The sequence below is a fragment of the Actinoplanes couchii genome (assembly GCF_016862075.1).
In the GTDB taxonomy this organism is placed as follows: domain Bacteria; phylum Actinomycetota; class Actinomycetes; order Mycobacteriales; family Micromonosporaceae; genus Actinoplanes; species Actinoplanes couchii.
On the sequence record NZ_BOMG01000035.1, the window covers coordinates 107,092 to 123,073 of the forward strand.

The 15,982-nt window shown below is 71.6% G+C and carries 14 protein-coding genes; 7 read left to right on the forward strand and 7 right to left on the reverse strand.

Features of this window, described 5'->3' with window-relative positions; genetic code table 11:
• Window positions 1-245 precede the first annotated feature (245 nt).
• Window positions 246-1,577, forward strand: a complete 1,332-nt coding sequence (locus tag Aco03nite_RS54025) for a polysaccharide deacetylase family protein (protein WP_275415858.1) — start codon at window positions 246-248, stop codon at window positions 1,575-1,577.
• A gap of 16 nt (window positions 1,578-1,593) precedes the next feature.
• Here Aco03nite_RS54025 and Aco03nite_RS11735 read toward each other — a convergent pair whose 3' ends face one another.
• Window positions 1,594-2,442, reverse strand: a complete 849-nt coding sequence (locus Aco03nite_RS11735) for an Fpg/Nei family DNA glycosylase (protein ID WP_203795070.1) — start codon at window positions 2,440-2,442, stop codon at window positions 1,594-1,596.
• 94 nt (window positions 2,443-2,536) lie between these two features.
• On the opposite strand from Aco03nite_RS11735, the gene Aco03nite_RS11740 reads away from it, so the two are divergent.
• From Aco03nite_RS11740 to rocD, 4 genes are all read left to right on the forward strand, one after another.
• Window positions 2,537-3,142: an ATP-dependent Clp protease proteolytic subunit gene (locus Aco03nite_RS11740; protein ID WP_203795071.1), complete on the forward strand. Its 606-nt coding sequence runs from the start codon at window positions 2,537-2,539 to the stop codon at window positions 3,140-3,142.
• 460 nt (window positions 3,143-3,602) lie between these two features.
• The gene (locus Aco03nite_RS11745) at window positions 3,603-3,944 is read left to right on the forward strand and encodes a hypothetical protein (RefSeq protein WP_203795072.1); all 342 of its coding nucleotides are present in this window, start codon (window positions 3,603-3,605) and stop codon (window positions 3,942-3,944) included.
• Window positions 3,945-4,177: 233 nt separating this feature from the next.
• Window positions 4,178-4,975, forward strand: a complete 798-nt coding sequence (ddaH, locus tag Aco03nite_RS11750; protein ID WP_203795073.1) for a dimethylargininase — start codon at window positions 4,178-4,180, stop codon at window positions 4,973-4,975.
• Complete coding sequence (gene rocD, locus Aco03nite_RS11755; protein ID WP_203795074.1) at window positions 4,972-6,189, forward strand: ornithine--oxo-acid transaminase; 1,218 nt, start codon at window positions 4,972-4,974, stop codon at window positions 6,187-6,189. Before ddaH ends, rocD begins: the two co-directional genes overlap by 4 nt.
• Here the strand turns inward: rocD and Aco03nite_RS11760 are convergent.
• Window positions 6,186-7,331: an FHA domain-containing protein gene (locus Aco03nite_RS11760; RefSeq protein WP_203795075.1), complete on the reverse strand. Its 1,146-nt coding sequence runs from the start codon at window positions 7,329-7,331 to the stop codon at window positions 6,186-6,188. The genes rocD and Aco03nite_RS11760 overlap by 4 nt on opposite strands.
• Window positions 7,332-7,484: 153 nt before the next feature.
• Between Aco03nite_RS11760 and Aco03nite_RS11765 the strand changes: the two genes are divergently transcribed.
• Window positions 7,485-8,282, forward strand: a complete 798-nt coding sequence (locus Aco03nite_RS11765) for a hypothetical protein (protein WP_203795076.1) — start codon at window positions 7,485-7,487, stop codon at window positions 8,280-8,282.
• Here Aco03nite_RS11765 and Aco03nite_RS11770 read toward each other — a convergent pair.
• Complete coding sequence (locus tag Aco03nite_RS11770; protein ID WP_203795077.1) at window positions 8,261-9,316, reverse strand: 1-acyl-sn-glycerol-3-phosphate acyltransferase; 1,056 nt, start codon at window positions 9,314-9,316, stop codon at window positions 8,261-8,263. The genes Aco03nite_RS11765 and Aco03nite_RS11770 overlap by 22 nt on opposite strands.
• A complete protein-coding gene (locus Aco03nite_RS11775) occupies window positions 9,316-10,158 on the reverse strand; it encodes a patatin-like phospholipase family protein (RefSeq protein ID WP_203795078.1) in 843 nt (280 codons plus the stop codon). Before Aco03nite_RS11775 ends, Aco03nite_RS11770 begins: the two co-directional genes overlap by 1 nt.
• Before the next feature lie 67 nt (window positions 10,159-10,225).
• Here Aco03nite_RS11775 and Aco03nite_RS11780 point away from each other — a divergent pair, with 67 nt between their 5' ends.
• A complete protein-coding gene (locus Aco03nite_RS11780; RefSeq protein ID WP_203795079.1) occupies window positions 10,226-10,594 on the forward strand; it encodes a MerR family transcriptional regulator in 369 nt (122 codons plus the stop codon).
• Here the strand turns inward: Aco03nite_RS11780 and Aco03nite_RS11785 are convergent, their stop codons facing one another.
• From Aco03nite_RS11785 to Aco03nite_RS11795, 3 genes are all read right to left on the reverse strand, one after another.
• The gene (locus Aco03nite_RS11785) at window positions 10,595-10,810 is read right to left on the reverse strand and encodes a hypothetical protein (protein ID WP_203795080.1); all 216 of its coding nucleotides are present in this window, start codon (window positions 10,808-10,810) and stop codon (window positions 10,595-10,597) included.
• Between the two features lie 35 nt (window positions 10,811-10,845).
• Window positions 10,846-14,013: a cyclic nucleotide-binding protein gene (locus Aco03nite_RS11790; RefSeq protein ID WP_203795081.1), complete on the reverse strand. Its 3,168-nt coding sequence runs from the start codon at window positions 14,011-14,013 to the stop codon at window positions 10,846-10,848.
• Window positions 14,014-14,248: 235 nt separating this feature from the next.
• Window positions 14,249-15,973: a S1C family serine protease gene (locus tag Aco03nite_RS11795; RefSeq protein ID WP_203795082.1), complete on the reverse strand. Its 1,725-nt coding sequence runs from the start codon at window positions 15,971-15,973 to the stop codon at window positions 14,249-14,251.
• Window positions 15,974-15,982 lie beyond the last annotated feature (9 nt).

A 15,982-nucleotide genomic window follows, 5' to 3' on the forward strand; every position in this document is an offset into this window, starting at 1 on the left:
CGGCGCCTCCCGCGGAGTGATCATAAGCACAGACTTCTAGGTGAACCCTTCGCGGGAGAGGACGAATCGGCGTCGTTCTGACGAAAGTTGCACAGCGTAACCACAGGGAATGACCTGTGTAAATCACCCGATGTATCGATGGGGTCACTCATCTGGTATCGCGCTCGATCGTGCAACACGTGTACTCATGACGAATGCCGCCGAACGCCCCCCTCTCACCAGGGCCGACGTCTCGTGACGACGCAGTGGCCCGTGGACGGCATCGGGTTCCGGACTCGTCCTCCGCGGACACCTCCGTCACCGCCCGGATCACCGGGCTCCGTGCCGCCTTCATCGACGCCTCCGGCGCCACCGTTCCGGCACCCCGGCACCGGGCCTCCTCGGGCGAGTCCTGGAGCGCCGGACGCCCCACCACGCCCCGGCCCGGCGGTCGCGCCGCCCGGCACACCGTGGAACGCTTCGGCACCCTGACCGTCCGATCCGACAACGCCCGTGGCGCGCACCGCGCCGCTCAGGCGCCCACCGGCCGCAAGGCCTGGGTGCAGAACGCCCGACGTCGCCCGCAGCTGGCCCTCGCCGCGCTGGTCGCGGTCGGTCTGGCTCTCACCGCGCTGCCGATCCGGCAGGATCAGAACGGCGAGAGCACCAGCGTGATGACCGCCGCCGCCGAGGCGGTCGGCGTGATCAGCCGGACCGAGAAGAAGCAGCCCGCGGAGCAGCGCGCCCCCGAGCGCGATCCGGTGGAGGCGCTGCCCGCCGCGACCGGCAAGGCCCCGGCCGAGGAGTCCGCGCCACCCGTCGTCACGCCCAGCGCCGAGAAGACCGAGGAGAAGGCCGAGCAGGCCGTCGTCCCGGTCGGCGACGGGCCGTTCAACTCGCTGCGCACCACCGGATCCAAGACGGTGATGCTGAGCTTCGACGACGGGCCGGACCCGATCCAGACGCCGAAGATCCTGGACCTGCTGGCCGAGAACCAGACCAAGGCGGTCTTCTGCCTGGTCGGTACGCAGGCCCGCCGGCACCCGGACCTGGTCAAGCGGATCGCCGACGAGGGCCACGTGCTCTGCAACCACACGTGGAGCCACGACCTGTCGATCGGCAAGAAGAAGAAGGACCAGATCCTCGCTGATCTCAATCGGACGAACGCGGCGATCCGCGCGGCCGTGCCGGACGCCGAGATCCCGTACTTCCGGGCCCCCGGTGGCAACTTCACCGACCGGCTGGTGAAGACCTCGTACGGCGTCGGCATGACCTCGCTCTACTGGGAGGTCGACCCGCGCGACTGGGAGCACCTGGAGGGCGAGTCCTCCGGGCAGCACACCGAGCGGATCGTGAAGCAGGTCCGCAAGGAGACCCGGGACGGCGCGATCGTGCTGTCGCACGACTTCAACCAGCCGGACACCATCAAGGCGTACGCGGAACTGCTCCCGTGGCTGATGGACAACTTCGAGATCGGCGTCCCCGGCCACGAGGACACCACCCCGGAGCCGGATCCGTCCACGTCGTCGCCGAATCCCTCGGTGGCACCCTCGCTGAACGCACCGTCCGGCAGCCCCAGCCCGTCCGCGGCCTCCTGACCCAGCCGGTCCTGATCTAGCCCGTCCGCTTCCGCGACCGTGACCCGGTCGTGGGGGCGGACGGCTGGCAGGACGGGCAGCGGTAGAGATTCCGGCCGGCCATCGCGCCCATCGTGATCGCGGTGCCGCAGACCAGGCAGGGCTGACCGGGGCGGCGGTAGACATACACCTCGCCGCCGTGCCTGTCGACCCGTGGCGCCCGGCGCATCGCCTCCGGCGTGTGCTCGCTGTGCACGGTGTCGATCCGGCCGCGCACCACACCCTCCTTCATCAGCGCCCGCAGGTCGTCCCAGATCGCCGTCCAGCGGGCCGGGTCGATCGCGGTGCCCGGCGTCTCCGGGGCCAGCCCGGCCCGGAAGAGCACCTCGTTGGCGTAGATCAGCCCGCAGCCGGCCACGACCGACTGGTCCAGGAGCAGGGCGAAGAGCGGTTTGGTGCTGGACCTGACCCGGGCGTACGCCATGGTGGGGTCCGCGTCGTCGCGCAGCGGGTCGGCGCCGAGCCGGGCCCGCAACAGATCGGCCGCGGCCGGGTCGAGCACCTCGCACGCGGTCGGGCCGCGCAGCTCCAGCCAGCGATCGTTTCCGGTCAGCACCATGCGCAGCTGGCCGACCGGCTCGGGCGCCGGCAGCTCCCCGTCGGCGAACTTGCCGTACAAGCCCAGATGGACGTGCAGGATCCGGTCGCCCTCGTAGTGGTGGAACAGATGTTTCCCGAACGCCTCGGTGTCGCGCAGCACGCGGCCGTCGATCGACGCGGCGCCCGCGGCGAACCGGCCCTGCGGGCTGCTCGCCCGCACCGGTTGCCCGGCGAAGAGCTCACGATGGCGGGCGGCTAGGCGGTGAATGGTATGTCCCTCCGGCACGGGACCAAAGGTAGCCGGGCATTATGCCGTCAGCTGATTCGCCCTTCAGGCGAATCACTGGGATCCCGTCCGTCGCTGCGGGAAAGTAGGGACCATGAGCATTGAGACGACTATGCGTGGTGGCGGTGCGACCTTCGACGACCAGGTGTTCGAAAGGCTGCTCCGGGAGCGGATCATCTTCCTCGGCAGCGAGGTCAATGATGAGGTGACCAACCGCATCTGTGCGCAGATGCTCCTGCTCGCCTCCGAGGACTCCGAGCGTGACATCGCGCTCTACATCAACTCGCCCGGCGGCTCGATCAGCGCCGGCATGGCCGTCTACGACACGATGCAGTACATCAAGAACGACGTGGCCACCATCGCGATGGGCATGGCCGCCTCGATGGGGCAGTTCCTGCTCTGCGCGGGCACCCCGGGCAAGCGTTACGCGCTGCCGCACGCCCGGGTGATGATGCACCAGCTGTCCGGTGGCATCGGTGGCACGGCTGCCGACATCGCCATCCAGGCCGAGAGCATGCTGCACATCAAGCAGGTGATGAACGAGCGGATCGCCTTCCACTCGGGGCACACCCCCGAGGAGATCGAGCGGGACTCCGACCGGGACCGGTGGTTCACCGCCGCCCAGGCCAAGGAGTACGGACTCGTCGACCATGTGATCGCCAAGGCTGCTGACGTTCATAACTCCTCTCCGCTGGTCTGACGGCTGCGGGGGGCGGTTTTCGGGGCGGCGGTGGCCCACTCCGGGCGGTCAGGCTTGATCCCTCCGTGGGCCACCGCCGCCCCGAAAACCTTGCATGGGCCTTCCTCTCACGGTTCTGGGTTGGCCGTGGCTGGGGGGATCACGTGGGACTCGCCTTTCGGCGCTGCTGTTGTGCTGTTTCCGCTCTACAGCGGGTTGCTGTGTCGTTTGTGGGGGGTTCGGGTATGAGGTGCGTCAACACCGCCTAGGAGGTACTGACGTGAGGATCCCTACCTTCCCTCGCCAGTCCACGGTTGATGAAGCGGACACCGAGCGCACGCCGGTGGCCCCTCGCCGGGACGACAGCGCGTCCACCACTACTACTCTTCCGCCTGTTCAGCCTGCTCCTGCGCCGGTGCGGCCGGTGGGCAGTGAGACTGAGCGGGCTCGGGCCATCTCTTCGCCGCCGGTGGCTGTTCCGGTGCCTGCGGCCGGGCCCAAGGCCCGGGTCAGCTTCGTGGCCACGGTCGGGCTGATCCTGTCGGTCGCGGGTGCCCTTCTGGTGCTCTCCGGGCCGCTTCTGGGGTACGGGCTGGGGGTGGCCGGGCTCGGGCTCGTGCTGTCCCTCGCGGGCCTGTTTGCGACCCGTAAGCGGCATGTGGCCGGTAAGAGCAGTGCTCTGATCGGGGTGCTGCTTTCGGCTGCCGCGCTGGTCATCGGGGTGCTGGCGCTTTCCGGGCAGCTCTGGTGGCTCGGGACCGACGTGCAGACCGTTCCGGAGTTCCGGACGTGGCTCGACACACAGTTTCAGGGACGGATCTGACGGGTAATTGACAGTCAGCAGCGGAACCGGGACAGCAGGTAAGCGTCCCGCCCCGTTCACACTCCGGCGATTCGCTGGACTCGCCGAGGCCCCGGCATGGGTGGTGGTTCACCTCCCCGCCGGGGCCTTTGCAATGAATCGCCGCGGCTGCCGATGATCACGCAACGATCGGCTGCTGGACGCATGGTTGATCCAGGGGGTCCGTAACCCCTGGCCGCATAGCGTTTCTGGTCATGAGCATCCCGCGCCGCTACCTCATGTGCCGGCCCACCCACTTCGCCGTCACCTATCGGATCAATCCCTGGATGGACCCGACGGCGCCGTACGACAACGCGCTGGCCATCAGTCAGTGGGAGACCCTGCGGGAGACGTTCCTCGGGCTCGGCCACACCGTCGACCTGATCGAGCCGCTGCCCGGGCTGCCCGACATGGTCTTCGCCGCCAATGGCGCCACCGTGGTCGACGGCCGGGTGCTGGGCGTGCAGTTCCGGGACGCCGAGCGGGCCGACGAGGCCCCGGCGTACGCGGGCTGGTTCCGTGAGCAGGGCTTCGAGGTGCGCGAACCCAAGCACACCAACGAGGGCGAGGGCGACATCCTGCTCGCCGGCGATCTGCTGCTGGCCGGCACCGGGTTCCGGACCTCGCACGCGTCGCACGCCGAGACCCAGGAGTTCCTGGAGCGGCCGGTGATCACGTTGCAGCTGGTCGACCCGGCCTACTACCACCTGGACACGGCGCTCTGTGTGCTGGACGCGACCAATATCGCGTACCTGCCGCAGGCCTTCTCCCCGGGTTCGTTATCCGTGCTGCGGCAGCTGTTCCCGAATGCGATCATCGCAACGCCGGAGGACGCGGCAGTGCTGGGCCTCAACGCGGTCAGCGACGGCGACACCGTGGTCCTGCCCGTGCAAGCCGCCGGTCTGGCCGCCTCGCTGCGGGCCGCCGGATATCAGACCATCGGGGTCGACCTGTCCGAGCTGCGTAAAGCCGGCGGTGGCCCCAAGTGCTGCACGCTGGAGGTTCGGCCGTGACGACAGTGGAATTCCGTACCGCCGAGGCTCTCGCGGACGCCGAACGCTGGACCGCCCACAACTACCACCCGCTGCCGGTGGTGGTCGCCGAGGCCGAGGGCGCCTGGGTGACCGACGTCGACGGCCGCCGCTACCTGGACTTCCTGGCCGGGTACTCGGCGCTCAACTTCGGGCACCGGCACCCCGGGCTGATCGCCGCCGCCCACGCCCAGCTCGACCGGGTCACCCTGACCAGCCGGGCCTTCGTGCACGACCGGTTCGCCGAGTTCTGCGGCGCCCTGGCGCGACTGTGCGGCAAGGACCTGGTGCTGCCGATGAACACCGGCGCCGAGGCGGTGGAGACCGCGATCAAGGTGGCCCGTAAGTGGGGTTACCAGGTCAAGGGTGTGCCGGACGGGCAGGCCGAGATCATCGTCGCGGCGGACAACTTCCACGGGCGTACCACCACGATCGTCAGTTTCTCCACCGATCCGGACGCGCGTGCCGACTTCGGCCCGTACACCCCCGGGTTCGTGGTCGTCCCCTACGGCGATCTGGACGCGGTCCGCGCCGCGATCACCCCGAACACCGTCGCCGTGCTGATGGAGCCGATCCAGGGCGAGGCCGGGGTGCTGGTGCCGCCGGCCGGGTTCTTCGCCGGGCTGCGCGAACTGTGCACCGGCAGCGACGTGCTGCTGATCGCCGACGAGATCCAGTCCGGCCTGGGCCGCACCGGGAAGACCTTCGCGATCGAGCACGAGGGTGTCGTCCCGGACATGTACGTGCTCGGCAAGGCGCTGGGCGGCGGCATCGTGCCGGTCTCCGCGGTGGCCGCCGACCGGGCCGTGCTCGGGGTGCTGAAGCCGGGGGAACACGGCTCCACCTTCGGCGGCAACCCGCTGGCCTGCGCGGTCGGCGCCGAGGTGGTCACGCTGCTGGCCGGCGGCGAGTTCCAGGAGCGCTCGGACCGGCTCGGCGCCCGGCTGCACAGCGGCCTGACGGCGCTGATCGGGCACGGTGTGGTGGCGGTCCGCGGGCGCGGTCTCTGGGCCGGCGTGGACATCGACCCGGCGCTGATGACCGGGCGGCAGGCGTGCGAGCGGCTCGCCGAGCGGGGTGTGCTGGTGAAGGACACCCACGGCTCGACGATCCGGCTGGCGCCACCGCTGGTGGTCACCGAGGAGGAGATCGACCAGGCGCTCGCGCACCTGGCCGATGTCCTGAAGTCGAGCTAGCGGCCGACCGGGCGGAAGGCCATCGTCGGGGCCTCGCCCATCACCGACTCCGGCTGCACCATGCCGCCGCTGGACCAGAGCCGCGAACGCCCGACCAGGACGTTGTGGTACAGCTCGACGATGTCGTCGATGTTGACCGGGCGGCTCTCGTCCCGGCGCAGCGTGATCCGCACGTCGTCGTCCATCGACCCGTTGGGCCGGACGCCGGATCCGTTCATGCTGATGTCGGTGACGGTGATCTCGCCGTTGCGCAGCGACAGCTGGACGTGCCCACGGCTGATCCATTTCCGGGCCTCGTCGCTGAGCCACTGGCCCAGCATCACGCCGCCGCCCTCGGGGGCCCGGCCGATCACCACGGCCCGGTCCTCGGAGACCACAAAACGCTGCCGGATGACCCCGTCGACGCGGACCGAGAAGATCTCGGTCGCCGGGCGGGGCCCGACGTCGCGGAGCCGGTCGCCGTGCCGGGGGCAGGTCGGCACCCCGGAGCGCATCGCCGGCGGCGGCTGCGAGACCGGGCTGGTGTAGGTGCGCATGTCGGCGAACGGGCTGTCCGCGTCGCCGCCGTCGCCGTAGGCGTTGCAGCTCATCGACGGGCACTGCCAGACCCGGGCGAGCAGCCGGTCGCCGAGCGGGGAACGCGGCACCGGCGGCGCCACCTCACCCCGGCCGACCCGGGCCACCAGCGCCGGACCGCCCTGGCCGGAGACCAGCGCGAGCAGCCGGCCCGGCTCGGTCACCCAGGGGCGGTGGCTGCGGAAGTGGTCCTCCCGATCGCGGGTGAGGACCGGCAGGCCGAGCATCTCGGCCACCTCGAGCGGCCGGTCGTCGACCGACGGGACGACCTCCACCTTGCCGTCGTCGGCCCAGCGGCGCACCACCATGCGCTCGTTGGAGGTCAGATCGGTGTCGGAGAGCAGTGCCCGGGGCACCACGGCGTAGACCGGGACGTTCTCCTCGGACATGTAGCGCCCGAGCGCGTCGACCAGGAGCCCGAGACGCACCAGGCTGGCCGGCCGGCCTCCGTCGAGGTCCGCGTAACGCACGACCTCGGACAGATCCACCACGGCCCGGGCGAGCCCCGGATCGGTGGTGAGCCGGGTCTCGATGGCGTCGAGGACCTTGCTGACCTCGAATCTCACGAGTCCTCCCCCTGTTCGTACACCTGCTGGTCCTCCGACCATCATGCCCCGCCCATGATCAATTTCGAAACCGGGGCCGACCGGTGTCCGTTTGCTGACACGGCCGATCGGGCAAGAGTCGGAGATCGACCGGCGTCTTCAGGAAGGACGATCATGCGGGCACCAGTACTGGCAGTAGCCGCCGTCATCGCACTGGCGGGCTGCGCCGAACAGGGCGGGACGTCTCCCGGGACACCCACCGCGCCCTCCGCGCCCGCGACCGCCGCACCCTCGGCGTCCTCGTCGGCCGCCGACCCCGCGGCGACCTCGGACCTGGCCAAGGCCACCGCGGCCCTGGGCACCAGCAGCTTCCGCGCGACCGTAACCGCCGGCACCGGGTTCAACCTGGTCGCGGCGATCGACGCGCCGAACGGCAAGGGCAGCGCGGAGCTGACCGCCACCGGCACCAACACCCAGCTCACCGTCAAGTCGCTGCTGCTGGGCCAGGACCTCTACGCGCAGATCCCCGGCGTGACCAAGGACAACACCTGGACCCACCTGGACATCGCGCGGCTGCCCGAGGGCGCGAACGTCGGCCTGCGCCCCGGCCAGATCGACCCGGTGAACACCGCGAACCTCCTCGGTTCCACCACGGACGTACGCTCCACCGGCTCGCGTTCGTACGCCGGCACCCTGGACCTCACCAAGGCCGCCGGGGTCGCCGGGATCGACAAGGTGACCATCGACGGGTACGGCCCGGACGCGCGCACCGTGCCGTTCACCGCCGGCCTGGACGACCAGGGCCGTCTCTCCGTGCTGACCATCCAGCTGCCCGCCGTGGAAGGCAAGCAGAGCGCGCCGATCGAGGCGCTCTACACCGGTTACGGCGAGCCGGTGACCGCCGAGCAGCCGCCGGCCGCGCAGGTGATCGAGGCGCCGGCCGACGTCTATCAGGCTCTCGGCGGCGCCTGAGTCCGGGGCGTCCACAAGGGGCGCGGTGCCGGTTGGTGCTCGTCGATCCAGGCGTCGATGCGGGCCCACCAGTCGTAGAGCCAGTCGATCCGTTCCTGCTCACCGGCCGGCACCTCCTCCGGAGGCACACTCCAGAACCGCATCACCAGCTTCTTGTCCATCGGCAGCTCGCGCCAGACGTCGCCGACGGTGACCATCCGGTCCAGACCGGTGTGCGCCACGAAGATGACCCCGGCGTCCGGGGCGGCGTCGATCGCGGCCAGCAGACCGCCCGGTTTCGGCGGCAGCAGGTTGCGCATCCGCTCGGCCCGCCCGGCCATGTCGTGCAGGCCCCGGGCCCGGAGCCGGGCGATCGCGTTGACCTTGCGGCGGGGCGTGAAGTTGCCGCCCTCCGGGAAGATCACGAAGGCGTCGTTCTCGTCCAGCCCGGTGGCCAGCTCGCCGATCTGCTCCTCCAGCGTCGCCGTCCGCGTCCGGCCCGGTGAGATGAACCGGTTGGGCAGGCGGTTGAGCAGCACGTCCACCGCCGGATCCCACTGCAGCGCGGCTTTCAGCACGATCCGCGGCTCCCGGTCGAACCAGTTGACCAGGCCGTGGATCAGCGTGAACGAGTCGCCCGGACCGGCGTGCCGGCTGGCCACGATCTCCGGGCGGCCGGGCTGGGCGGTGTCCGGGTCGGTGCCGACCACCTCGATCTCCAGGTGCAGCGACCACTTCGCGAACCAGAACAGGATCCGCAGGAAGAAGCCGGTCAGCACGTAGTGGGCCCGCTGGAACCAGGGCGAGCGGATCTGCCACCCGAACCCCGACGCCACCCACAGTACGGCCAGCGACACCAGGGCGAACGCGTCCCACACCAGGTAGACGATCATCAGGAAGACCAGGCGCGGCACCCGCAGCCGGCCGGCCACCAGCGGGGAGACCGCCAGCGCCAGCAGCAGCCAGAGCGGCAGGGTGGTCAGTGCCGTCACGGCCAGGAGGATCACCGTGGGGGCGAGGACGAGACGCCGCACCCAGACCGGGGGCAGTCCCATCACTCGGCCGGCAGGGGATGCACGTTGGCGGTCAGATAGCGCCGGGACGCGGTGTAGGCCCGGCTGATCCGGCGGCCGACCGCGGCCATGTCCCGATAGGCCCACGGCGAGTCGACCTCGCCCTCGCCACCACTCGGCAGGACATGCACCCGGACGTCGTCCGGCAGCGACGCGATCTCGCGCGCGAACCGGTGCCGCCGGGCGATCTCGAACGCCACCTGTGCCACCTCCCACGGCCGCTTCGGCACGGCGAGCTGACGCTCCACCCGGCCGACCTGCAGCACGAAGATCAGTTTCGCCCCGAGCCGGACCGCTTCGCCGATCGGGATGGAGTTCACGATGCCACCGTCCACATAGTGTTCGCCACCGATCTCCATCGGCGGGAGCAACCCGGGCACCGCCGAGGACGCCAGCACCGCCTCGACCAGCGGACCGCTGTCGAACCAGTGCTCGGCCGCCCGCTCGATGCTGGCCGCGCAGCAGTGGAACGGCACCTTCAGATCGGCGAAGGTGGCCGACTCGCCCAGCTCGGACTCCAGCAGCCGGCGCAGCGGGCGCGGCGAGTGCAGGTGGGTGCGGGCCGCGAACCGGCGCATCTGCCGGCCCAGCGAGTCGCCGTAGACCGCCGCCGCCTCCGGTGACGTCCAGAGCCGGACCAGCCGCTCGGTGACCCCCTCGGACGGATCGGAGGCGACCAGGGCGCCGTTGACCGCGCCGATCGAGGTGCCGACCACCTGGTCCGGCCGGAACCCGGCCCGGAACAGGGCCCGCAGCATCCCCACCTCGACCGCGCCGAGGACACCCCCGCCACCGAGCACGAACGCCACCGGACCGTCGATCATCCGACCATCCTCCCACCCCGTGCCGAGGCTTGCCTTGACGCCGGTGTCAGGGACTACCGTCGTGTTCATGCTGATCGGAGAGCTGGCCGAGCGGGCCGGCACCAGTCCGCGGACGCTGCGCTACTACGAGGAGCACGGCCTGATCCGCCCACGCCGCGACGCCAACGGCTACCGGCAGTACGACGACGGTGAGCTGCGCGTGGTGCACGAGATCCGGGCGCTGCTGGCCGACGGCTTCGGGGTCGGTGACATCAGGCCGTTCGTGGAGTGCCTGCGGGCCGGCAACAGCGCCGGTCACGTCTGCCCGGACTCGGCCGTCGTGCTGCGCCGCAAGCTGGCCGAGGTGGACGACTTCATCGATCAGCTCACCGCGGTCCAGGAGCGGCTGCGGGACCAGTTGCAGGAGATCAAATGCCATTTCGCCGTACGTGAATGACTAGTCCAGTTCCGGCATGGCCACGGGTTGTGGTCGGGGGTGGCAGGTGCCGCACTGGACGGCGTCCTCCACCACCAGCGCCTCAGCCCGGTCCCGCACCTGCGAGCGGGTCACCTCCAGCAGGTACGGGCCGAAGCGCGCGTGCTCGGCACACACGCCCCGGCCACAGAACCGGCATGTCGCTCGGGCGCCCTCGGCGCAGAACCAGCAGAGCATGGGCGGCCACTCCTCACTGACGCGGCCGCCCGGGGTCAGTCGCCGGACGGGTCCGCGATCGACGGATCGGGTGCGGGCGTCGTGGTCGTCGGATCCGGCGCCGGAGTGGTGGTCGTCGGGTTCGGAGCCGGCGTCGTCGTGGTCGTCGTCGGTTTCGGGCTGCTGGTCCGGGTGGTGGTCGGCCGGCTGGTCGGCACCGTGATGGTCGGCGCCGTCGTGGTCGGCCGGGTCGTCGCGCCGGTCGTCGGCGTGGTGGTCTCGTCGTCGCCGGGCGAGTCCACCTCCTCGTCACCGGTACCCGCCACGCTAGTCGAAGTGGACGGTTCCGGGGAGATCGAGGCGCTGGGCTCGACGGGCGGCCCGGACTCCCCGGCCGGCGACTCGCTCGGCTCGGTCTCGGTCGGCTTCTTGACCTCGACCCCGTCGCCGCAGTTCAGCGCCTCGCCACTGGCCGGGGCGCCGGCGCCGGCGACGGTCACCGCACCGGTCGAGACGGCGACACCCGCCGAGTCGACCGAGTACCAGGCCCGGCCGGCGCTGGCCACGTCACCCTGGGCGCGCAGCACGGTCAGGCCGAGCGGCTGGAACGCCCCGCTCGGGCTGCTCGTGTCGGCCAGCAGCCGCCCGTTCTCCAGGGTCAGCCGGCCGGACGGGGCGGACTGCCGCCCGTCTTCGACACCGACCCCGGTGACCTCGACCCGCGAGTCGCCGCAGAGCACCACGGCGGCGCCACCGGGGAAGGTCAGCATCGCCACCCCGCCACCGGGCACGTCGATCCGGGAGCCGGTCGCCAGATAGCGCCGGTCGCCGGCGGACAGCGCGGTGCTCTGCCGGTCGGCGAGCGCGGTCGCGGAACCCCGCTGCACGCTGAGCATCACCCGCTCGGCCGGCATCTCGGCCCAGGCCGGGCCGGCCGACACGTTCACCAGCAGGCTGCCGACCGCGAACACCAGCATCAGGCTGGTGAAGCCCCACATCCGGCGCTCGAAGTGATGGTCCACGTCGAACTGTTCGTCGGCGTCCGGCGGGCCGGGCGGCACCGCCAGCGGCGGGTGCGCGGAACCGGGACGGGCCACCGCCGGGGTGCTCGGGCGCAGGGCCGGCATCGGGACGCCGGGCCCGTACGAGCCGATCAGCGGGGGAAGGTCGGACGCGTTCGGGATGACCCAGAGCCGGACCGGGGTGCGGGCCTGCGCCACCATGCCGGGGCTGCCGTCACCGACCGGGCCGACCAGGGTGCCGCGGCGCAGCTCGACCCCGTCCGGCATGGCGATCACGCCGGATTCGACGACCACCGCGTGGGTCGGGCCGGGCAGCATCACCGGCGCGCCCGGCTCCAGGTCGGACGCGTGCGCGGCGGCGATCAGGGCCAGCCGCTGGTCCTCCTCCAGCGCGGCGAGCGCCGGGGTGTCGGCGAACAGCGCCTCGGCCTCGGCCCGCTCCTGCGGCGGCGGGCCGGGCATCGGCCCGATCACGGTCGCCACCGTGGACGCCGGCATCGAGAGCAGGGTGACGCCGGCGGTGTGCCAGTCGAGCTGGGCGCTGCGGCCGGTCAGAGCGGTGGCCAGGCCGACCACGCCGCCGGGGCCGACGTGGTGCCGGATGGTGCCGCCCGGGTCGCCCGGACGGCGGCCGTGCATCGCGCCCTCGATCACCACGTGCACCGCGCCCTGGGTGTCCCCGGCGGACACGATCTGCCGGCCGGTCGGCGGGCGGGCCCAGCGGGCCCGGGCCGCCAGCGCGTTCAGTGACGGCTCGGGCAGACCGCCCAGCTCGGAGGCGCGCAGCGCGGCCACCCGGCGGGGCATGTCGGCCTCCCGGTCCCGTTCGGCGGCCTGCTGGCGCCACCGGCGGAAGGTCCGGGCCAGGCGGCCGAGCAGGAAGTAGAGCGGCGGGGCGATCACGCCGAGGACGATCACCACGAGCAGCAGGCGGGAGACGATCCCCTCGTACCAGAGGCCGACCGCGAGACCGTGGATCCGGTCGGTCCACAGCCGGTAACCGAGACCCACCGCGCCGACCAGCCAGAGCGCGGCGAGGAAACCGTAGAGGGCGACCAGGCGGCCCTCCCGGTCCAGCGAACGCCAGCGCGGGCCGCGGCGGCGCAGGCGGCCACCCAGCCAGGACAGGCCGCGGGCCCGGACGTCCGGGATCTCCAGCCAGTCCATCAGCAGGTATTTGCCGTCCAGCGGCAGCAGCGGGCTGAGGTTGAAGAACGTGTGCAGGTAGAAGAGGAAGGCCAGCTTGAACGTGATCCCGGCGGCGGCCGGCCAGGCGAACCCGACGACCTGCAGCAGCCCGGCCAGGCCCAAGGCGGTGGCCGGACCGGCGGCGGTGACCGCGAGCCGGGCCCGGCGGCCGGCCATCCACACGTCGCTGGTGTCGACGAAGACCGACGGGACACCGAAGTAGAGCATCAGCCCGGCGGCCGGCACCTCCCGGCCGACACGTTTCGCGGCGAGCGCGTGACCGAACTCGTGTATCGCCAGCACCACCACGTTCAGTGACACCAGGACGACGGCACCGAGCAGGTACGAGTCGCCGACCAGGAACAGCGACCGGCTGCCGCGCTGCCAGGTGAGCGCGAAGAGCAGCACCCCGGCCACCGCCAGCAGCGCGCCGAGCCAGACCGCGACCCGGGTGAAGAGGAACCGGCCGGCCGACCGGTACAGAGCGGTGACCAGGCCGTCCACCGGGAGCGAGAGGACCACCCGGCCGCGGGCGGCGGCGACCAGCGAGTCACCGACCCGGCGGGGCAGCGGCTCCCGGCGCATGTCGCGCAGCGGGCGGAAGGCGTCCACCGGGAGTTCTTCGAGCATCCGGTTGGCGGCCAGGTCGGCCACCACCCGGCGGACCTGGTCCGGAGCGAGCCGGCCGGCGATCCGGGCGAACTCGGCGACCAGCCGGGCCACCGTGCTGTCGCCGTCCATCATCAGCGCGAGCTGGTACTCCTCCGGGGTCAGCCGCAGGTACGAGGAGCGACCGCCGTCCTCGGGCGAGCGCAACATCACGTACCGGCCGCCACGGACCGCGGTACGGTGCCGGACCTCGATGCCGGGCCGCAGCACCGGGCGGGCGCTGCCCGGGTCGAGCCGGTCCGCCACGGTGTGCCACAGGCCGGTGTCGGCCGGTCCCGACGGCACCCCCGGAGCCCGTCCGGCCAGGGCTTCCCAGACGTTGGTCCGGGTTTCGACGTACGTCAACTGAGGGGGCCTTTCACTCCGCCGTAGCGAGGACCATGTGTCCGCACCGGCGGACGAGGGCTGCGCCAGTGGCGAACGCAGATTAGGCGCTCCCCTGTGCAAACGCGAGTCCCCGGCGGCAAAAACGTCCTCTTGATAGCGAAAGGTCCAGAATCCCGCCATAGACAGGAATACGGCGGGTGACGTGCCCACCCCCTGGGCCACGTCACCCGCCGTAGCGGGACGAGTCGCGTGCTTACTTGGCTTCCAGCAGCGTGACCGTGACCGACTTCTTCTCCCCGTTGCGGGTGAAGGTCAGGGACATCTGCTGACCGACAGTGCCGGCCTGGACCGCGGCGACCAGGTCGTCGGAGTCGTCGATGGCCTTGCCGTCGACCTCGGTGACCACGTCGCCGGTCTGCAGCTCGGCCTTGGCGGCCGCACTGTCGGCGGTGACGCTGCTGATCAGAGCGCCCCCGTTCTCCGCGTTGGCGACGCTGACGCCGAGAGCCGGGTGGCTGACCTTCTCACCCTTCATCAGGGCCTCGGCGACCTCCTTGGCCTTGTTGCTGGGGATGGCGAAGCCGAGACCGATGTTGCCGGTGCTCGAGCCGGCGGTGGCGATCGCCGAGTTGATGCCGACGATCTCGCCGTTGGTGTTGACCAGCGCGCCACCGGAGTTGCCCGGGTTGATCGGGGCGTCGGTCTGCAGCAGGCCGGTCATCGTGGTGCTGGACGACTGCTGCTGCTGTTGCTGCTGCTGGCCGCCGCCGAACGGGCTCTGCTGCTGCTCCTGCTGCTCCTGCTCGCCGCTGGACTGGATGGTGCGGTCCTTGGCGCTGATGATGCCGGCGGTCACCGAACCCTCCAGCCCGAGCGGGCTGCCCAGGGCCAGAACCGTGTCGCCGACCTGGATCTGCGAGCTGTCGGCGAACGTGGCGGCCTTGAGGTCGCTCACCCCGGTCGCCTTGATCACGGCGAGGTCGGTGCGCGGGTCGGTGCCGACGATGGTGGCGGTGGTCTTGGTGCCGTCGGCGAAGATGACCGTCACGCTGTCGCCCTGCGCGGTGGAGACCACGTGGTTGTTGGTGACGATGTAGCCGTCGGCGCTGAGCACCACGCCGGAGCCCTCGCCCGAGCCGGTGGTGATGGACACGACGGTGTCCTGCACGGCGGCGGCGATCTGGGCCAGCGACGAGCGGTCCACCACCCGGGTGACCGAGGTGTTGCCGGTCTGCACGCCGGCGGTGGAACCGTCGTTGCCCAGGGCCAACGCGGTGGCGGCACCGACCCCGCCGGACAGCAGCGCGATCAGCACGGCCGCCGCGCCGGTCAACAGGATCTTGCGGCCACGGCCGGGCGGGCGCTGGTCGGCGCCGGCCGGGGCCGGGGTCCACGGTGGCACGTGGCCGCCGCCACCGGCTGCGGCGGACTGCGTCGCGGCGGCGTGCCAGGCGTGGTACGCCGACTGGTGCTGCTGCTGGGTGGCGTCGTAACCGGGCTGCCCGTAGCCCTGCGGCGCCTGGTAGGCGTAGTGCGGGTGGCCGTAGGCGCCCTCGGCGGGCTGGGCGGTGACCGGCATGCCGGACACCGGCTGACCGGCGAACGGCTGGGCGGAGACCGGCTGTCCACTGAGGGACGGGCCGGGCACCTGCTGAGCGATCACCGGCTGGGCCGACGTGGGCTGGGCCGACGTGGGCTGGGCCGCGCCGGGCTGGGCGGAGACGGGCTGGGCGGAAGCGGGCTGAGCCGACACCGGGTGGGTGGCGACCGGCTCCTGTGGCTGCTGCCAGGGCGAGGGTTGCGCCCAGGCGGCAGGCTGCGGCGGTTGCGGCGCCGGGGGTGCCGCGGACTGGGGAGAAGCAAACTGCGGGGCAACCGTCGGCTGCGCAAGCGTCGGCTGCTCAGACTCCACCCGCTCCGCGCTGCTGTTGTCAGCGGCGGCGTCCGCGGGCCGCGGGTTGGTCTCGTTCTCGTTCATGCTGATTAC

What these genes read in the sequence shown, in the direction of transcription:
- Aco03nite_RS11740 (WP_203795071.1), top strand. Translation starts at nt 2,537, where the DNA reads ATGAGCATTGAGACGACTATGCGTGGTGGCGGTGCGACCTTCGACGAC.
- ddaH (WP_203795073.1), top strand. Translation starts at nt 4,178, where the DNA reads ATGAGCATCCCGCGCCGCTACCTCATGTGCCGGCCCACCCACTTCGCC.
- Aco03nite_RS11765 (WP_203795076.1), top strand. Translation starts at nt 7,485, where the DNA reads ATGCGGGCACCAGTACTGGCAGTAGCCGCCGTCATCGCACTGGCGGGC.
- Aco03nite_RS11770 (WP_203795077.1), bottom strand. Translation starts at nt 9,316, where the DNA reads ATGGGACTGCCCCCGGTCTGGGTGCGGCGTCTCGTCCTCGCCCCCACG.
- Aco03nite_RS11775 (WP_203795078.1), bottom strand. Translation starts at nt 10,158, where the DNA reads ATGATCGACGGTCCGGTGGCGTTCGTGCTCGGTGGCGGGGGTGTCCTC.
- Aco03nite_RS11780 (WP_203795079.1), top strand. Translation starts at nt 10,226, where the DNA reads ATGCTGATCGGAGAGCTGGCCGAGCGGGCCGGCACCAGTCCGCGGACG.
- Aco03nite_RS11785 (WP_203795080.1), bottom strand. Translation starts at nt 10,810, where the DNA reads ATGCTCTGCTGGTTCTGCGCCGAGGGCGCCCGAGCGACATGCCGGTTC.
- Aco03nite_RS11795 (WP_203795082.1), bottom strand. Translation starts at nt 15,973, where the DNA reads ATGAACGAGAACGAGACCAACCCGCGGCCCGCGGACGCCGCCGCTGAC.